Annotated in this window: 14 protein-coding genes; 4 read left to right on the plus strand and 10 right to left on the minus strand. The window is 39.9% G+C overall.

The genetic code is table 11. From position 1 onward, the window contains the following. Window positions 1-42 precede the first annotated feature (42 nt). The 4 genes from O3633_RS03895 to rlmD form a co-directional block, all read right to left on the minus strand. Window positions 43-1,824, minus strand: a complete 1,782-nt coding sequence (locus tag O3633_RS03895; RefSeq protein ID WP_371620446.1) for an ABC transporter ATP-binding protein — start codon at window positions 1,822-1,824, stop codon at window positions 43-45. 13 nt (window positions 1,825-1,837) lie between these two features. Beyond that, window positions 1,838-3,571: an ABC transporter ATP-binding protein gene (locus tag O3633_RS03900; protein WP_049530230.1), complete on the minus strand. Its 1,734-nt coding sequence runs from the start codon at window positions 3,569-3,571 to the stop codon at window positions 1,838-1,840. 230 nt (window positions 3,572-3,801) lie between these two features. Further along, on the minus strand, window positions 3,802-4,560 hold the full coding sequence (gene tpiA, locus O3633_RS03905) for a triose-phosphate isomerase (RefSeq protein WP_049530231.1): 759 nt from the start codon (window positions 4,558-4,560) through the stop codon (window positions 3,802-3,804). A gap of 117 nt (window positions 4,561-4,677) precedes the next feature. Next, on the minus strand, window positions 4,678-6,045 hold the full coding sequence (gene rlmD, locus O3633_RS03910) for a 23S rRNA (uracil(1939)-C(5))-methyltransferase RlmD (RefSeq protein ID WP_371620447.1): 1,368 nt from the start codon (window positions 6,043-6,045) through the stop codon (window positions 4,678-4,680). Window positions 6,046-6,100: 55 nt separating this feature from the next. Here rlmD and O3633_RS03915 point away from each other — a divergent pair, with 55 nt between their 5' ends. The 3 genes from O3633_RS03915 (at window position 6,101) to ntdP (ending at window position 8,282) form a co-directional block, all read left to right on the plus strand. Next, window positions 6,101-6,874: an aminoglycoside 3'-phosphotransferase gene (locus O3633_RS03915; RefSeq protein ID WP_371620448.1), complete on the plus strand. Its 774-nt coding sequence runs from the start codon at window positions 6,101-6,103 to the stop codon at window positions 6,872-6,874. A 9-nt stretch (window positions 6,875-6,883) separates the two neighbouring features. Beyond that, window positions 6,884-7,660, plus strand: a complete 777-nt coding sequence (gene recX, locus O3633_RS03920; protein ID WP_049530235.1) for a recombination regulator RecX — start codon at window positions 6,884-6,886, stop codon at window positions 7,658-7,660. 88 nt (window positions 7,661-7,748) lie between these two features. Continuing rightward, window positions 7,749-8,282: a nucleoside tri-diphosphate phosphatase gene (ntdP, locus tag O3633_RS03925; protein ID WP_049530236.1), complete on the plus strand. Its 534-nt coding sequence runs from the start codon at window positions 7,749-7,751 to the stop codon at window positions 8,280-8,282. Between the two features lie 79 nt (window positions 8,283-8,361). Here ntdP and O3633_RS03930 read toward each other — a convergent pair whose 3' ends face one another. The 5 genes from O3633_RS03930 to O3633_RS03950 all read right to left on the minus strand — a co-directional run bounded on the left by O3633_RS03930 (window position 8,362) and on the right by O3633_RS03950 (window position 13,778). Next, a complete protein-coding gene (locus O3633_RS03930) occupies window positions 8,362-9,129 on the minus strand; it encodes an epoxyqueuosine reductase QueH (RefSeq protein ID WP_000567559.1) in 768 nt (255 codons plus the stop codon). Window positions 9,130-9,196: 67 nt separating this feature from the next. Then, window positions 9,197-10,396: an MFS transporter gene (locus O3633_RS03935; RefSeq protein ID WP_371620449.1), complete on the minus strand. Its 1,200-nt coding sequence runs from the start codon at window positions 10,394-10,396 to the stop codon at window positions 9,197-9,199. A 224-nt stretch (window positions 10,397-10,620) separates the two neighbouring features. Continuing rightward, window positions 10,621-11,964, minus strand: coding sequence for an asparagine--tRNA ligase (asnS, locus tag O3633_RS03940; RefSeq protein ID WP_154858817.1), 1,344 nt, complete (start codon window positions 11,962-11,964; stop codon window positions 10,621-10,623). A gap of 150 nt (window positions 11,965-12,114) precedes the next feature. Next, complete coding sequence (locus tag O3633_RS03945; RefSeq protein ID WP_371620450.1) at window positions 12,115-13,293, minus strand: pyridoxal phosphate-dependent aminotransferase; 1,179 nt, start codon at window positions 13,291-13,293, stop codon at window positions 12,115-12,117. Further along, window positions 13,290-13,778, minus strand: a complete 489-nt coding sequence (locus O3633_RS03950; RefSeq protein ID WP_371620451.1) for a cell wall elongation regulator TseB-like domain-containing protein — start codon at window positions 13,776-13,778, stop codon at window positions 13,290-13,292. The genes O3633_RS03945 and O3633_RS03950 overlap by 4 nt, the downstream gene beginning before the upstream one ends. A 261-nt stretch (window positions 13,779-14,039) precedes the next feature. Between O3633_RS03950 and O3633_RS03955 the strand changes: the two genes are divergently transcribed. Further along, entirely contained in the window at window positions 14,040-14,588 is a 549-nt protein-coding gene (locus O3633_RS03955) for an NAD(P)H-dependent oxidoreductase (protein WP_371620452.1), read from the plus strand. Between the two features lie 50 nt (window positions 14,589-14,638). On the opposite strand, the gene O3633_RS03960 is transcribed toward O3633_RS03955, so the two are convergent. Next, a complete protein-coding gene (locus O3633_RS03960; protein WP_371620453.1) occupies window positions 14,639-15,829 on the minus strand; it encodes an O-antigen ligase family protein in 1,191 nt (396 codons plus the stop codon). Window positions 15,830-15,995 lie beyond the last annotated feature (166 nt).

Here is a 15,995-nt window from a genome sequence, read left to right on the forward strand (position 1 = left end):
TTGTAATAGACTGATAATTTAAGAAAATGAGCAGATATCTTTTTAGTTATTTTCAGTATCTTTCCGAGAGAATTGGCTTTGATAAAGGTCATAATAGAATCCTTTTGCAGCCAAGAGGCTTTCATGATTTCCCTGTTCAATTATCTGTCCATCTTTAAGTACCAAAATCTTATCAGCTTCCTGAATTGTAGAAAGACGGTGAGCAATGACAAAGCTTGTTCTTCCCTTCATCAAACGCTTCATAGCTTTTTGAATCAAGAGTTCTAAACGGGTGTCAACTGATGATGTCGCTTCATCAAGGATTAGAATTTTTGGATTGGCTAAGAGGGCACGCGCGATAGTTAACAACTGCTTCTGACCAAGAGAAATATTACTTGACTCTTGGTTCATCTCCATGTTGTAACCACCAGGGAGAGTACGGATAAAGTGGTCAACATTGGCAGCCTTAGCAGCTTCAACGATTTCCTCATCCGTTGCCTCAAGATTTCCAAAGCGAAGATTTTCCTTGATACTACCTTCATAGAGCCAGGCATCCTGTAGAACCATCCCAAACTGTCGACGGTAGTCCTGACGAGACAAGTCTCGAATATCTTGACCATCCACTAAAATGGCACCAGCTGTCACATCGTAAAAACGCATGAGAAGGTTGATTAATGTTGTTTTCCCTGCTCCAGTAGGTCCAACGATAGCTACCATCTCACCAGGTTCGACATCTAGGTTGAAATTGCGAATCAATGGTTTGTTTTCCACGTATTGGAAATCGACATTCTTGAAGCTAACTTGACCTGTCAATGGTGCTAGTTCTTTCACTTCAGCAGCTTGAACTTCTTCCTGTTCATCCAAAACTTCAAAGACTCGGTCAAGCGAAGATTTAGCACTTTGCATTTGTCCCGCTAATTGAGTAATATTTTGGATCGGTTGACTGACCTGCCACACATACTGAACAAAAGCTTGCATATTACCAATCGTTAAGCGTCCTGCAATAACCTGCAAACCACCTAATACTGCAACAATTAAGTAAGTTAAATCAGACACGATATGAAGGGCAGGCATCATCAAACCTGAAATAAAACTTGCCTTGAATCCAACCTGTTGCAATTCATCCGTAATCTTTTCAAATCTCTCTTGAGATTTCTCTTCACGTCCGAAAAGTTTAAGAACATTGAAACCAGTCAAGCTTTCCTGTACAAAACCATTCATTTGTCCCAGAATAGCTGCTTGCTGTTTAAAGTATGGTTGGGAGCGATTTAGAATGGTTTTAGCCCCAAAGTAAGTCACTGGAATCGACAAGATAACAATGATGGCCAACTGAAGATTTAGATAGAGGACCATTCCCATAACAAAAAGAATGGTAAAGACTGCATTGACAATCTGTAAGAAGGATTGTTGTAGAGCGTTCGAAACAGTTTCAACGTCACTGGTAAAACGACCTAACAAATCTCCAAACTGGTGCTTGTCAAAGTAGGACACAGGGATGCGATTGATTTTTACGCTCATTTCATTTCTCAAATCCTGTATCATGGACTGCACCGCATTGGTCATAAAGTAGTTTGAATAATATGACCCCAACTCATAGAGAAGACCACGCAAGAGATAGATAACCAGAATCATTGCGATATAAGGGGTATTAATACCTGCTCCTGCAACACCATTTGCCATGGCAAGGAGGTTGCTGGTTAACTCAGTGATAGCAAGCCCCAATACGAATGGCTCGATAACACTCATAATGACGCTGACTATTTTCAAGAAGACTGCAAAGAAAACAGAAAAACGGTAGGCTTTCAAATAGCTCCATAGACGAGCTAGACTAGATTGTTGTTTCATCTTTTACCTCCTATTATTCTGTCAGAGACGCATTTTTCAGTTGCGACTCAGCAATTTCTCGATAAATGTCATTGGTTTCCATCAATTCTTCATGACGACCACGACCAACAATTTCACCCTTATCAAGGACGATAATCTGGTCAGCATCCATGATAGTTCCAACACGCTGCGCGACAATCAATACCGTAGCATCTTGTGTCACTTCCTTGAGACGACGGCGCAAAATAGCATCTGTACGGTAGTCCAAGGCTGAGAAAGAATCATCAAAGATATAGATATCTGGACCCTTGATGACTGCTCGTGCTATCGACAAACGTTGTTTCTGACCACCTGATAGGTTGCTTCCGCCTTCTGCCAGATGCGTCGCAAAACCTTCTTCTCGACTTTCGATAAAGTCTTTGGCTTGGGCCACATCTGCTGCTTGGTGCAAGTCCTCATGACTGGCATCCTCTTTCCCGTAACGGAGATTGTCTGCGATAGTCCCAGTAAAAAGCAAGGCCTTTTGTGGAATAAATCCAATCTTCTGACGGAGTGATTTGAGACGGTAATCCCGAACATCAACACCATCGACCTTGATTTTCCCTAGCGTAACATCGTAGAAACGAGGAATCAATTGAACTAGAGTAGACTTACCTGACCCAGTTGAACCGATAAATGCAATGGTTTCACCCGGTTTAGCAGTGAAGGAAATATTATGCAAAACAGGGCTTTCTGTTTCCCCAGGATAGGCAAAGGTCACATTATCAAATTCTAGATATCCATGAGTTTCTGTTTCTTGAATTCCATCCTCATTTGGATCAATGGAAATGGGCATGTCCATGATTTCCTTCAAACGCTCACTAGATACAGCCGTACGTGGATACATGGTAAAGAGGTTTGACAAGAAGAGGAAGGACAAGAGGGCGTGGAAACTATACTCGATGAAGGCTACCAAATCCCCAATCTGCAAACTTCCTTGCTTGAGAGGATCCAAAGCAAACCAAACGATAGCCACAATCATGGCAATAATGATTTGCACAAAAAGTGGTTCTGTCAAACCAGTTAATTTGAACAAGCGATTCGAATTATCCGCATAGATTGCATTTTTCTCTTCGAAACGTTTTTCTTGGAAGTCTTCACGAGCAAAGGCACGAATCACTCGTAGCCCCATCAAATTTTCACGGACATACTGGTTAATCTTGTCCAGTGTTTTCTGTTGCTTTTCAGATAAAGGACGCGTTTTGACCGCCACATAAATGACTACTACAGCTAGAAAAGGAACGGAAAAAGCGACAATCCAGGCCAGTGAGGGACTCGTCAAGAAAATCATGAGAATACTCGACAGCATCATCATGGGAGTGATGACACCCAACTTAAGCGTCTGTTCTGCAAACTGCATGAGGACAAAGGCATCACTCGTAATACGAGTAACTAATGAGGATACTCCGATTTGTTCATACTCATGATGAGAATACTCTTGTAATTTAGCATAGACATCATTTCGCATATCCTTGACCATATTGGTGGTCAATTTACTAGCCGCATAAGATAGCACAATCCGTCCACATGTTCCTAAGACGATAATAACCAACATGATAACAGCCCAAAAATAGAGTTTATCCTTATCGCCTTGGTTGATTCCTTGGTCAATCATGCGAGCCAGAACAGTTGGTAGACCTAGATTGACAATGACAAAGAAAATAGCTCCGAGGAAGTCTAAAACTAGCCACTTGGGATAGCGTTTGAGATAAGACCAAATATACAGCATGATTCTCCTTTCTTTTTCTTCTAATACTCTTCAAAAATCAAATTCAAACCACGTCAGCTTCGTCTTGCCGTACTCAAGTACAGCCTGCGGCTCGCTTCCTAGTTTGCTCTTTGATTTTCATTGAGTATAAAATGCAGAAAAGAGCGTGCTTTCGCACGCCTTTTTACTAAAAAGAAGACAGGCAGTCTTAACCTCGAGGGAGGGAACTGTCTGTCTCAGATATTTGAAGATTATTTAACAAAGTCAAGCAATGCCAAGAAGCTTTCTGGGTCAAGTGATGCACCCCCAACAAGAGCTCCGTCAACGTCTGGACAAGCCATGTATGAAGCAACGTTTTCAGGTTTAACTGAACCACCGTATTGAACACGTACTTTGTCAGCTACTTCTTGACCGAAGTCAGCAGCTACAACGTCACGAACAACTTTACACATTTTTTGTGCGTCGTCTTGTGAAGCAGATTTACCAGTACCGATAGCCCAGATTGGCTCATAAGCGATAACTGATGAAGCTACTTGTTCTGCAGTCAATCCAGCAAGAGCAGCTGAAACTTGAGCACCTACGAATTCTGCTGCTTTACCAGCTTCGTAAGTTTCAAGTGATTCACCACAACAGATGATTGGAAGCATGCCGTTAGCAAAGATTGCTTTTGCTTTTTTGTTGATGTCTTCGTCTGTTTCGTGGAAGTAGTCACGACGTTCTGAGTGACCGATAACAACGTAGTCAGTACCGATTTCTTTCAAAACTTGTGGGCTAGTTTCACCAGTGAAAGCACCAGCATTTTCAAAGTAGCAGTTTTGAGCAGCAACTTTAAGGTTTGAACCTTTAGCAGCAGCAAGAACAGTTGTCAAGTCAAGAGCAGGAGCTGCGATACCTGCTTCAACAAGGTCTGATGAAGGAAGTTTTGATGCTACAGCTTCAACAAATGCTTTTGCTTCTTCTGGGTTTTTGTTCATTTTCCAGTTACCAGCGATAAATGGTTTACGTGACATTTCACATACCTCTTTTTTCATTTTATTTTCTACTTATTTTATCATATTTATAGATAGCTTGCAAATCTTACTCTGTAACTAGAAGTCTTCTTTTCAAAAACTTTCCAGTTGCCATTTCTATTTGGAAACTACCTTGCGCCTCGTTAATTTGACCACTGCTTCTGTTCTAGCCGTGTGTGGAAACATGTCAACGGACTGGATATAATGCAGGTCATAGATCTCTACCAAACGGACTAAATCACGCGCCAAGGTAGATACATTGCAGGAAACATAGACCATCTTTTCAGGAGCGTATTTGACAATGGTATCCAAGAGCTTATCATCTAAACCAGTACGTGGCGGGTCCACAATCAAAGCATCTGCACGATAGCCTTCCTTGTACCAGCGGGGGATGATTTCTTCTGCAGTTCCTGCTTCATAGTGAGTATTGGTATAACCCATGCGCTTAGCATTTTCTTTGGCATCCTCAATAGCTTCTGGAATAATATCCATCCCTCTCAAGCTTTTGACTTTCTTAGCAAAGGCAAAACCAATGGTCCCAACACCACAATAGGCATCAATCAGATGGTCATTCTCATTTACATCTAAGGCCTTAACGGCTTCACTATAGAGAATTTCTGTCTGTTCAGGATTGAGTTGGTAAAAAGCTCTTGGTGAAAGAGAAAATTCATAGTCTAGAACACCTTCGCCTATACTATCTTGACCCCAAATAATCTCGGTCTTGTCTCCATAAATCTCACTGGTTTTTGCAGTATTGGTATTGACTGCGACAGTCACTACTTCAGGATAATCCTTGACTAAATCTTTCACAAATTGAGTCAGATTTAATTGACGATTGGTCACAATGATAATCTGAACTTGCCCAGTTTTCCGTGCTCGACGAACCATGATGGTTCGAACTCCAAGAATTTTCCGTTCATCTGTAATCGGAATTTGATGGTAGGTCAAGAGTTCAGCAATGCGATTGGCAATAATTTGCGTCTCCTTGTCTTGAACCAGACAGTCTTTTAGCTCAACCAAATAATGGGAATTTTGAGCATATAATCCTGCCTTGACCTGGCCCTTAAACTTTCGCGTTTGGAATTGTAGTTTAGCTCGATAATACTTGGGTTCCTGCATACCAATGGTTGGTCTGATTTCATAGTTTTCATAGCCAGCAGGGGCAAACTTTTTCAGAGCTTGATGGAGGAGATCCGTCTTAAACTCCAGCTGCTTGTCGTAATGCAGGTGCATGATTTGACAGCCTCCACACTCATTATAAATGGTACAGTCTGGAACCACTCGAAACTTAGATTTTTTATTGACCTCAAGGAGTTTAGCCTCAACAAAGTTACGCTTAACAGAAGTCACCTGACAATAGATATCTTCACCCTTGAGGGCACCAGGAACAAAAACAAGGGTTTTCTGGAAAAAACCGATACCTTCCCCGTTAATCCCCATGCGCTTAATTTTTAATGGAATTTTTTGTTTGACTTTTAGATTCATAAGTCTATTATACCACGTAGTTTCTCAATGGTTAAGAATATGTTACAATAAAAGCATGAATACAAAGATATCTTTTTCCTCATTGATTTTTCCTGAGCAATTACGAACTTATATAGAGGGGGCAAGCCTTTCTGACAGCTCTTCTCATTCAGGCGCAAGGGTCCTTTATCTTGACTCAGGTTACTATTTAAAAATAGATCAAAAGGGAAGATTAGAGCGAGAAGCTAGCATTGCAAGGTGGTTTGAAACCAAAGGACTGGGAACTCCGGTTATCGAATATCTATCTAAAGATAAAGACTACCTCCTGACTAAAGAGGCTATTGGTCGTAATGCTCTCGCTTTTTTAGATCAGCCAGAAAAAATCTGCCGAACAATGGCAGAGGCTCTTAAAAAGCTTCACAGCTTAAACCCACAAAATTTTCCATCAGAAAATCATTTAAAATCCTATAAAGACAGAGCCTTTAAAAACTATGAAAAAGGGGAGTTCTATGCCAAGGCGCTCCTACCCCAATTCCAGATTAACAGTCGCGAAGAGGCCTTCCAACTCATCCAAGAACAAGGGGACCTTTTAGAAACAGATGCCTTTATTCACGGGGATGCCTGTCTACCAAACTTTATTCTCAAAGATGCTAGCCATTTCTCTTGCTTTATTGATCTTGGTTTGGCTGATTTCAGTGATCGGCATATCGATCTCTTTTGGGCAATTTGGTCCCTCAATTACAACTTAAAAGACCCCAAATATGCTGAACTATTTCTCGACTGTTACGGGAGAGAGCTAGTTGATAGCAACAAACTTCGACTCGTTGCCGCCTTTGAAGCATTTGGGTAAGAGGAAAATATGAAAATCACAAAACTGGAAAAGAAAAAAAGACTCTATCTGCTCGAACTTGATATCGACCAAACCTGCTATATTACAGAGGATACCATTGTTCGCTTTATGTTAACAAAAGGGAAAGAGATTTCAGCTGAGGAACTAACTGAGATTAAATCCTTTGCGCAATTTTCCTACAGTAAAAATCTAGCTCTCTACCACTTATCCTTCATGGCCCGTACTGAAAAAGAAGTTAGAGATTATCTTGCCAAACATGAAATTGATGAGAAAATCATTCAACAAGTCATTCAGTCTCTAAAGGACGACAATTGGATCAATGATCGTCAGTATGCCTACGCTATTATCAATTCCAATCAACTTTCAGGAGATAAGGGAAGCTATATGCTGATGCAGAAGATTTCTCAAAAAGGGGTTGCTAAGTCTATCATCCAAGAAGTTTTACAAGAATTTGATCTGACGGAAGTCGCAGAGCGTACAGCCGAAAAACTACTGAAAAAATATCAGGGTAAATTGCCTGCTCGCGCTCTACAAGATAAGATAATCCAAAATCTTACTAACAAAGGGTTTTCCTACTCGGAAGCTAAAACAGCCTTTGACCAACTGGATAACCAGATAGAAGAGGAAACCGTTCAGGAGCTAATCTTTAAAGAGTTGGATAAGCAATATCGAAAATATTCGCGGAAGTATGAAGGATACGAACTCAAGCAGCGTTTGACCCAAGTTTTAGCACGAAAAGGCTACGATTTTTCGGATATAGCCAGCGCTCTCAGAGAATATCTTTAATTTTTTCATAAAAAAACTAAGAACTTTAAACAAAAATGTGATACAATAGTAAACGATAAACTTATAAATTGTAGAAAGTTGGTTAGTTATGAGACTTCCAAAAGAAGGCGACTTTATTACAATTCAAAGTTATAAGCATGATGGGAGTCTTCACCGCACTTGGCGAGACACCATGGTACTAAAAACAACAGAGAACGCTATTATCGGCGTCAATGACCATACACTCGTTACCGAGAGTGATGGTCGTCGTTGGGTGACTAGAGAACCGGCTATTGTTTACTTTCACAAGAAATATTGGTTTAATATTATCGCTATGATTCGTGATAATGGTATTTCCTACTACTGCAATATGGCAAGTCCTTACTATCTGGATGAAGAAGCTTTAAAATACATTGACTATGATTTGGATGTTAAAGTTTTTACAGATGGTGAGAAACGCCTCTTGGACGTTGAGGAGTATGAACGACACAAGCGAAAAATGAAGTATTCTTCTGATCTAGACTATATTCTGAAAGAGCATGTTAAGATTCTTGTTGATTGGATTAACAATGAGCGAGGTCCTTTCTCAGAAGCCTATGTCAACATTTGGTACAAACGCTACGTAGAACTAAAGAATCGGTAAAGTTGTCAGAGGTCAGGATTAAAATCCTGACCTCGTTTTTTTATAAGCAAAAAACCTGCCACATTGGGCAGGTTTTCGTCTAAATATCTAATTTCGTAACAGTAAATTTAATATGGGAATAGTCTTTCTCGATATCCTTATCTACCATAAAGGCGGTTGCATCCTTTTTGACCTGTACCAAGTCAATATTCTGTGCTTGAGCTGCATAGACACAGCCACAGTAGCATTGGCGATAGATGTCATACTCTTCACACATCTCTACAGAACGTTTATAGCCTTGATTTTTCTTAAAGTCGCTCGGAAGATAATGAGTGGTGTAAATTTTCTGCACATCAATCCCGATACTATTGATGGTTTGTGAATTTTTGTGAGGACTGATAGTCAGGGCTGAACCAAAGTAGTCAAATCCTAAGTCCATGGCCACCTGTGCTGTCTTGTCCAAGCGATAGTCAAAACAAACCTTGCAACGATCGCCACCTTCAGGTTCTTCTTCCAAACCTCGGACCAGCTGACGGTATTCGTTGGGTTCATAGGGGGCTTCTAGATATTGAACCTTGTTGCCAGTTCGTTCATTGAAATCACTAACAAACTTTTTTGTCACATAGGCACGCTTGTGATACTCAGCTTTAGGATGGATATTTGAATTAGCAAAATAAATAGTTACATCTGCATACTTGGTCAAATACTCTAAAGTATAGGTGCTACAAGGAGCACAACAGACGTGCATGAGAATGGTTGGTCTTTCTTCATTTTTTTCCCAAACTTGAACCATCTTTTGCATGACACGGTCATAGTTGATCTTTTGATTGGGATTCATCTTACTTAGAATTTCTTCTACATCGATCATACTCTTCTCCTTTTCCTCTTGCTATTGTACCACAGGATGATCCTTTGGGCAATTAGGTTTTCGTGCTTTACTCAGTTTTTAAGTCCTTGTCCAATACCTTGCCCATCCTTTTTAGACCGATTATTAGGATAGGGTAGGTTAAAAGCAAGATAAGACCTAGAACTAAAAAGACCGCTACAAGACCCCAACGATCAATCATCCAGCCTGTCAGTGGAAATATGACAATCATGGAAAGACTAAAGAGCATGGAATTGATACTAAGCATAGTTGCTCTTACACTGGAAGGTAAATAACCTTGTAAATCATTGAAATAGATTGGCTGATAAACTGCATAGAGTGTATCGGTTAAAAGATATACGAGAAGAAAGGCAAAGGGAGTTCCAGAAAACACCAATAGCATTGCTAGGCCTGTCAGTGCAACAAGCATAGGAAAAACTTGGTTGCTATTCCATTTTTTACCGATTTGACTAGCTACATAAACAGCTATAAGATTTAACACACTACCAATAAGCATAACCAGTGAAACCTGCCATCCTGCTAAGTCACTTATTTTCTGCTGATAATAAAAGTAAAACATACACATGAGTGTCCCTGCTAGCTGATAAATCAGCATCCAGTAAAAGAGTACTGGTTTTTCCTGCCATTCTTTACGAACTTGCTGGACAATCATTTTAAAGGTTAAGACTTCATTTTTCTCTCTCTTAGCCATTGGTTCTTTCATAAAGTAAATCAAAATGATAGAAAGAAATGAAAATCCTATAGCAATCAGATAGGTCCAGGCAAGTGCTCCGTGAATAAAGAAGCCTGCTGCAACTGTACCTAGGGTTCGGGTGACTTCTGCCACACCAGATAAAAAGCTAGAAATCTGAAGATATCGGTCCTTTTGACCAGCTTCTACTGCTGAATCATATAAGAAAGCGGTACTGGTCCCCGAGTCAAAATTGTAAGACCAAGCGTTGACCATCATAGCAAGCCCATAAATCCAAAAATTCCCCTGACCAAACAAAATCAAGATAGAGGACACAATACTGGCCAAGCGAGCCAAATAGAGATTGGTCTTGTAACTAAATCGATCAGCCAACATACCAGATGGGATTTCACACAAGAGACTTGTCCCATGAAAGATACTCTCTAATAGGCCGATTTGAAGCAAGGATAGACCATTTTGGATGAAAAATAAAATCCAAAAACTGGTAATCCCAAAATAAGAAGTGAATTCCAGACCTGCTAGGAGTGGAATATTGCGTTTGTAAGTTCTTTTAAACATTGTTTTCTCTCTTTCAATATGTAATATGATTGTTTCTAAAAGACTTACTTAGAGTTGCCTACATTTTCTCCACCTCTTTCATTTAAAGTAATACTCAATGAAAATCAAAGAGCAAACTAGGAAGCTAGCCGCAGGCTGTACTTGAGTACGGCAAGGTGAAGCTGACGTAGTTTGAATTTGATTTTCGAAGAGTATAAAAACGCCAGACGGCGTTTTTATGGTTATTAAGGTTTGATACGGTGCAACATACGTGGGAATGGAATGGCTTCACGGATGTGTTTAGTTCCAGCTGCAAAAGTTACCATACGCTCGATACCGATACCAAATCCACCGTGTGGTACTGTACCGTATTTACGAAGGTCAAGATAGAATTCATACTCTGTACGATCCATACCAAGTGATTCCATCTTCGCAACAAGGGCATCGTAGTCTTCCTCACGCATTGAACCACCGATGATTTCTCCGTAGCCTTCTGGTGCGAGTAGGTCTGCACAAAGTACACGTTCTGGATTACCAGGAACTGGTTTCATATAGAAGGCCTTGATGTCTGCTGGGTAGTTAATCACGAAGGTTGGTACACCAAAGTGGTTTGAAATCCATGTTTCGTGTGGTGAACCAAAGTCATCACCATGCTCGAGATGTTCGTAGTCTGCATCTTCATCATTTTCATGCTCTTGCAAGAGATCAATGGCTTGATCGTAAGTGATGCGTTTGAATGGCTCTGCAATGTAGCGTTTCAAAAGCTCAGTGTCACGTTCCAATGTTTCCAAGGCTTGTGGAGCACGGTCAAGAACACCTTGAAGCAAAGCTTTAACATAAGCTTCTTGCAAGTCAAGTGACTCATCATGTGTCAAGTATGAATACTCTGCATCCATCATCCAGAATTCAGTCAAGTGACGGCGAGTTTTTGATTTTTCAGCACGAAATACTGGACCAAAGTCGAAGACACGACCAAGGGCCATAGCACCAGCTTCAAGGTAAAGCTGACCAGATTGACTCAAGTAGGCTGGTGTTCCGAAGTAGTCAGTTTCAAACAGTTCAGTTGAATCTTCTGCAGCATTTCCTGAAAGGATTGGGCTATCAAACTTCATGAAGCCATTTTTATCAAAGAACTCATAAGTTGCATAGATGATAGCATTACGGATTTGCATGACAGCTACTTGTTTGCGTGAACGAAGCCACAAGTGACGGTTGTCCATCAAGAAGTCTGTTCCATGTTCTTTTGGAGTGATTGGGTAATCTTGAGATTCACCGATCACTTCGATGTCTGTAATATCCAACTCGTAACCAAATTTAGAACGCTCGTCTTCTTTAACAATCCCTGTCACGAAAACAGATGTTTCTTGACTTAGACGTTTGATGGTGTCAAATTTTTCAAGACCTACTTCTTCTCCAAATTTTTCGATAAAGTTTGGTTTAAAAGCCACACCTTGGAAAAAGGCTGTTCCGTCACGTAATTGTAAGAAGGCAATTTTCCCTTTTCCTGATTTGTTGGCAACCCAAGCACCGATAGTCACTTCTTGACCAACGTAGTCTTTTACTTCGATAATTGTTACACGTTTTGTCATGTTTTATCTTCCTTTTTTTGTTTAACTTGTCTAAAGACATTATTACCCACTATTGTACCACAAATAATGCCTGATAGCTAGATTCTATCAGAGAAAAATCTCAGGTTTTATCCAAAAAAAATCTCCGTCAAGACGACGAAGATCTTATTTTTATTTTTCCATAAATTGGTGCAAACGACGAATAGCTTCTTTAAGAGTTTCCAAGTCTGTCGCATAGCTGAGACGGACATTCTCTGGCGCACCAAAGCCTGCTCCCGTAATCAAGGCCAGACCAACTTCCTCAAGAATAGCTGTCGTAAACTCAGTTACATCGCTATATCCTTTCATCTCCATGGCCTTTTTGACATTTGGGAAGAGATAGAAAGCTCCTTGAGGTTTGACTACTTCAAAGCCAGGGACTTGACACAAGAGTGGATAGATGGTGTTTAAACGTTCCTCAAAAGCCTGACGCATGGTTTCTACAGAGTCTTGTGGACCAGTTAAAGCCTCGATTGTTGCGTATTGAGATACAGCAGTCAGGTTAGAAGTCGTTTGACCAGTCAATTTACTCATAGCAGCAATGATTTCTGGATCACCTACTGCATAACCCACCCGCCAACCTGTCATGGCATAAGCTTTAGATACACCATTGATGACGATTGTTTGCTTGCGAATGGCTTCTGACAGACTAGAGATTGGAATAAATTCGTTACCGTTATAGACCAAACGTCCATAAATATCATCTGCTAGAATCAGAATATCATGCTCAACTGCCCAGTTTCCAATGGCTAATAATTCCTCACGAGAGTATATCATACCGGTAGGATTAGATGGTGAGTTCAGAACCAGGACCTTGGTCTTATCTGTGCGAGCTGCTTCTAATTGCTCCACGGTTACTTTAAAGTGATTGTCTTCCTTGGCTTGGACAAATACTGGAATACCTTCAGCCATTTTCACTTGATCCCCATAGCTAACCCAGTAAGGTGTTGGAATGATAACCTCATCTCCAGGATTAATCACAGCCATAAAGAAAGTATAAAGGGAGAACTTGGCACCCGTAGCAAAAGTGACTTCATTAGCCGCTACAGAATAACCATAATAGCGTTCAAAATAGGTATTGACCGCTGCTTTTAATTCAGGCAAACCTGAAGCTACCGTATAGAAAGAAGCACGTCCATCTCGAATAGCCTCAACAGCAGCATCTTGAATATTTTCAGGAGTATGAAAATCAGGCTGACCTAAAGTCAAGAAAAGAACGTCTTTTCCTTCAGCCTTTAACTTCTTTGCTCTTGCATCACTAGCCAGAGTGACACTTTCTTCCATTTCTAAGACACGTTTAGATAATTTCATAGTTTCTCCTTTTCGATTAGGGCACCAGATTCAAAATCCACTAGATAGTAGTCTCCACCAGACTTGATTTCCCAGACGGGTTTATCAGCATACCGCCCAAAGGTAATCGCGTCAATCTCAGTTGCTCCTTTTTCTATGACAACTGCTTCTGCTTTTTCTTGTGAAGTGCCACTTTCTAGTTGATACACATAGATTTTTTGACTATTTTTCTCAATTAAAACAGCTACTGGCTTTTGATTCTTGTCTTGGCCAAGGACACTATAATAGCTCTCTAAACCATTGAAGAAATCAACCTGACTGACCGTTTCTAGATTCGCATACTGCTTGGCAAGCTTTTCCCCTTCTACCTTCGCTGCCTGATAAGGCTTCATGCTAAGCCACACCAAATAGAGAAAGGAAGAAGTCACAACTAGTGCCAGCAGGGTCATACCAATACCGTACTGAAATAATAAGGAATTTTTTTCTTTTTTCTGTCTCATTTTCACTCGTCTATTTTACCATCTATCCAAGTGAATTACAAGTGAATAAAGGAGAAGGATTTGTCTCGGAACTTCTCTTATGACAGGAATATATGACGCTTGAATCACTGATTTAACAGACTTTTCCTAATCTCTACTCCTAAAAATAATCTTGACTATCATCGATTTTTATTTTCTGGGCAAATTTCTTGCAAATGATTTCATTTTGTTGTAACATTGTTTATAACAACAGAGAAAGCTCTGATTAAAATATAAAGGAGACTCCCTATGTCTAAAAAAGTATTATTTATCATTGGTTCACTTCGTGAAGGTTCTTTCAACCACCAAATGGCGCTAAAAGCCGAAAAAGCTCTTGTAGGAAAAGCTGAGATTAGCTACCTTGACTACTCAGCAATCCCACTTTTTAACCAAGAACTTGAAGTTCCAACTCTTCCAGCTGTAGCAGCAGCTCGTGAAGCTGTTCTGGCTGCTGATGCTATCTGGATATTCTCTCCAGTCTACAACTTCTCAATTCCTGGAACAGTGAAAAACTTGCTTGACTGGCTTTCACGCGCAATTGACTTGTCTGACACTCGTGGAGCATCTGCTCTTCAAGATAAAATCGTTACTGTGTCTTCAGTAGCAAATGCAGGTCATGAACAACTCTTTGCAATCTACAAAGACCTCTTGCCATTCATCCGTACACAAGTTGTAGGTGAATTCACTGCAGCTCGTATCAATGATTCTGCTTGGGTAGATGGTAAACTAGTCCTTGAAGACAGTGTTGCTACTTCACTAAAACAACAAGCTGAAGACTTGGTTCAAGCTATTCAATAATTGAATTGAAAAAAAGATAGTAGAAAATGTTAATTTCTACTATCTTTTTCTTAATCAACTAATTCATCAATCATACTATGTTTTAGTGGTAAACTACACATCACTAACAGGAAAATAAAAGATGATTGAATCCAAAAGAGAGCCAAATCAAAAATTCCGTGCACAGCTACTACTGTCAAGAAAGAGAGATAAAGTCCAAGGATAGGACGCTTACTAGGTACTTGACTCATATCAATCAACATTCGTACCGGAGTGGCAGAAGCAATTCCCAAGAGAACTGTACCAACAACTCCATAACTCAAAATCGTATCTATATAAATACTATGAGCATGTTCATGATAAGGTGCTCCAATACGGGGATAAGAATGCATATAGGTTAGTGGGCCTTCCCCCCAGAAGGGATTTTGTTTAAACAAGGCCATTCCAGCATTCCAGATAGAAACACGTTCTTCCATAGATGAATCTAAGGTTCCCATTCGAACACCTAAATCACTCGAAAATAGAAAGGCTAAACCAACACCAAAAACTCCAATACTAAGCCAGAAGGCACGCCAGTTTTTAATGGTCGTGAAGAGGTAAATGATGGCTCCAAAGATGATGGCTGGAAAAGCTGTACGATTCTGCGTAAAGTTTAAACCGAATAAATTAGCAAAGATGGCAATCATAGAAAAGATTCGTAACCACCTTAACTTAGTTGTGCTAATCAGATAAAAACCAATCATGATACAGAAACAACAGATAATTCCATAGTAATTGGGATTAAAGAAGGCAACCTCCGCTCGGTTTTGATGCCAAACTTGCATTCGTGGTGAGAGGAAGGTATAATCAAATTTCTTTACAATTTGGAAATGTTCCAAGGCTGCAAAGGCTGCTGCCAAGACACTCGAGGCTAAAACTACTTCAAGCGTCAACCTAAAAAATTTAGGAGTCAATTGAGATTGATAATAGTAAAAGAAGATGGCAAACAGAAACATGGCCACCGAAGAAACTACTCCCATCACATTTTGTGCTAGAAGAGAAATTGCAGTGCTATAGGCAATAAAAAAGAGCAAGACAGGGTGTTGAGACAAACGTTTCAAGATTCCCTTCATCTCCCCGGTATATACTAACCAAAGCAAATAAGAGATAAAAATAATAACAAAAAGATAAAAAGGAAGAAAAATACTCAAAATAACTCCTAAAAGAAGTCCTTCTTGTTTCGATAAACTTTTTAACTTTTCAATGACACCTATTGATTTCACAACAGATCCTTTCCTTCTGAATCTCACATTCAGATAAATAAGCTATTAAAACATTTTACCATTTTTCAAGAGATTTGAAAACCTCTTTGCCTCTATACTTCTAACTAAAACTGGGTAAAATTTTATAGTTAGCTAAGATTACTTGAAAATCGCTATCCCTTTTTTA

Origin of the sequence: Streptococcus sp. 27098_8_22 (assembly GCF_041432415.1) — a bacterium.
In the GTDB taxonomy this organism is placed as follows: domain Bacteria; phylum Bacillota; class Bacilli; order Lactobacillales; family Streptococcaceae; genus Streptococcus; species Streptococcus pseudopneumoniae_M.

Bases quoted from the DNA above. Each gene is read 5' to 3' on its own strand.
- O3633_RS03895 (WP_371620446.1), bottom strand. From the start codon at position 1,824: ATGAAACAACAATCTAGTCTAGCTCGTCTATGGAGCTATTTGAAAGCC.
- O3633_RS03900 (WP_049530230.1), bottom strand. From the start codon at position 3,571: ATGCTGTATATTTGGTCTTATCTCAAACGCTATCCCAAGTGGCTAGTT.
- tpiA (WP_049530231.1), bottom strand. From the start codon at position 4,560: ATGTCACGTAAACCATTTATCGCTGGTAACTGGAAAATGAACAAAAAC.
- rlmD (WP_371620447.1), bottom strand. From the start codon at position 6,045: ATGAATCTAAAAGTCAAACAAAAAATTCCATTAAAAATTAAGCGCATG.
- O3633_RS03915 (WP_371620448.1), top strand. From the start codon at position 6,101: ATGAATACAAAGATATCTTTTTCCTCATTGATTTTTCCTGAGCAATTA.
- recX (WP_049530235.1), top strand. From the start codon at position 6,884: ATGAAAATCACAAAACTGGAAAAGAAAAAAAGACTCTATCTGCTCGAA.
- ntdP (WP_049530236.1), top strand. From the start codon at position 7,749: ATGAGACTTCCAAAAGAAGGCGACTTTATTACAATTCAAAGTTATAAG.
- O3633_RS03930 (WP_000567559.1), bottom strand. From the start codon at position 9,129: ATGATCGATGTAGAAGAAATTCTAAGTAAGATGAATCCCAATCAAAAG.
- O3633_RS03935 (WP_371620449.1), bottom strand. From the start codon at position 10,396: ATGTTTAAAAGAACTTACAAACGCAATATTCCACTCCTAGCAGGTCTG.
- asnS (WP_154858817.1), bottom strand. From the start codon at position 11,964: ATGACAAAACGTGTAACAATTATCGAAGTAAAAGACTACGTTGGTCAA.
- O3633_RS03945 (WP_371620450.1), bottom strand. From the start codon at position 13,293: ATGAAATTATCTAAACGTGTCTTAGAAATGGAAGAAAGTGTCACTCTG.
- O3633_RS03955 (WP_371620452.1), top strand. From the start codon at position 14,040: ATGTCTAAAAAAGTATTATTTATCATTGGTTCACTTCGTGAAGGTTCT.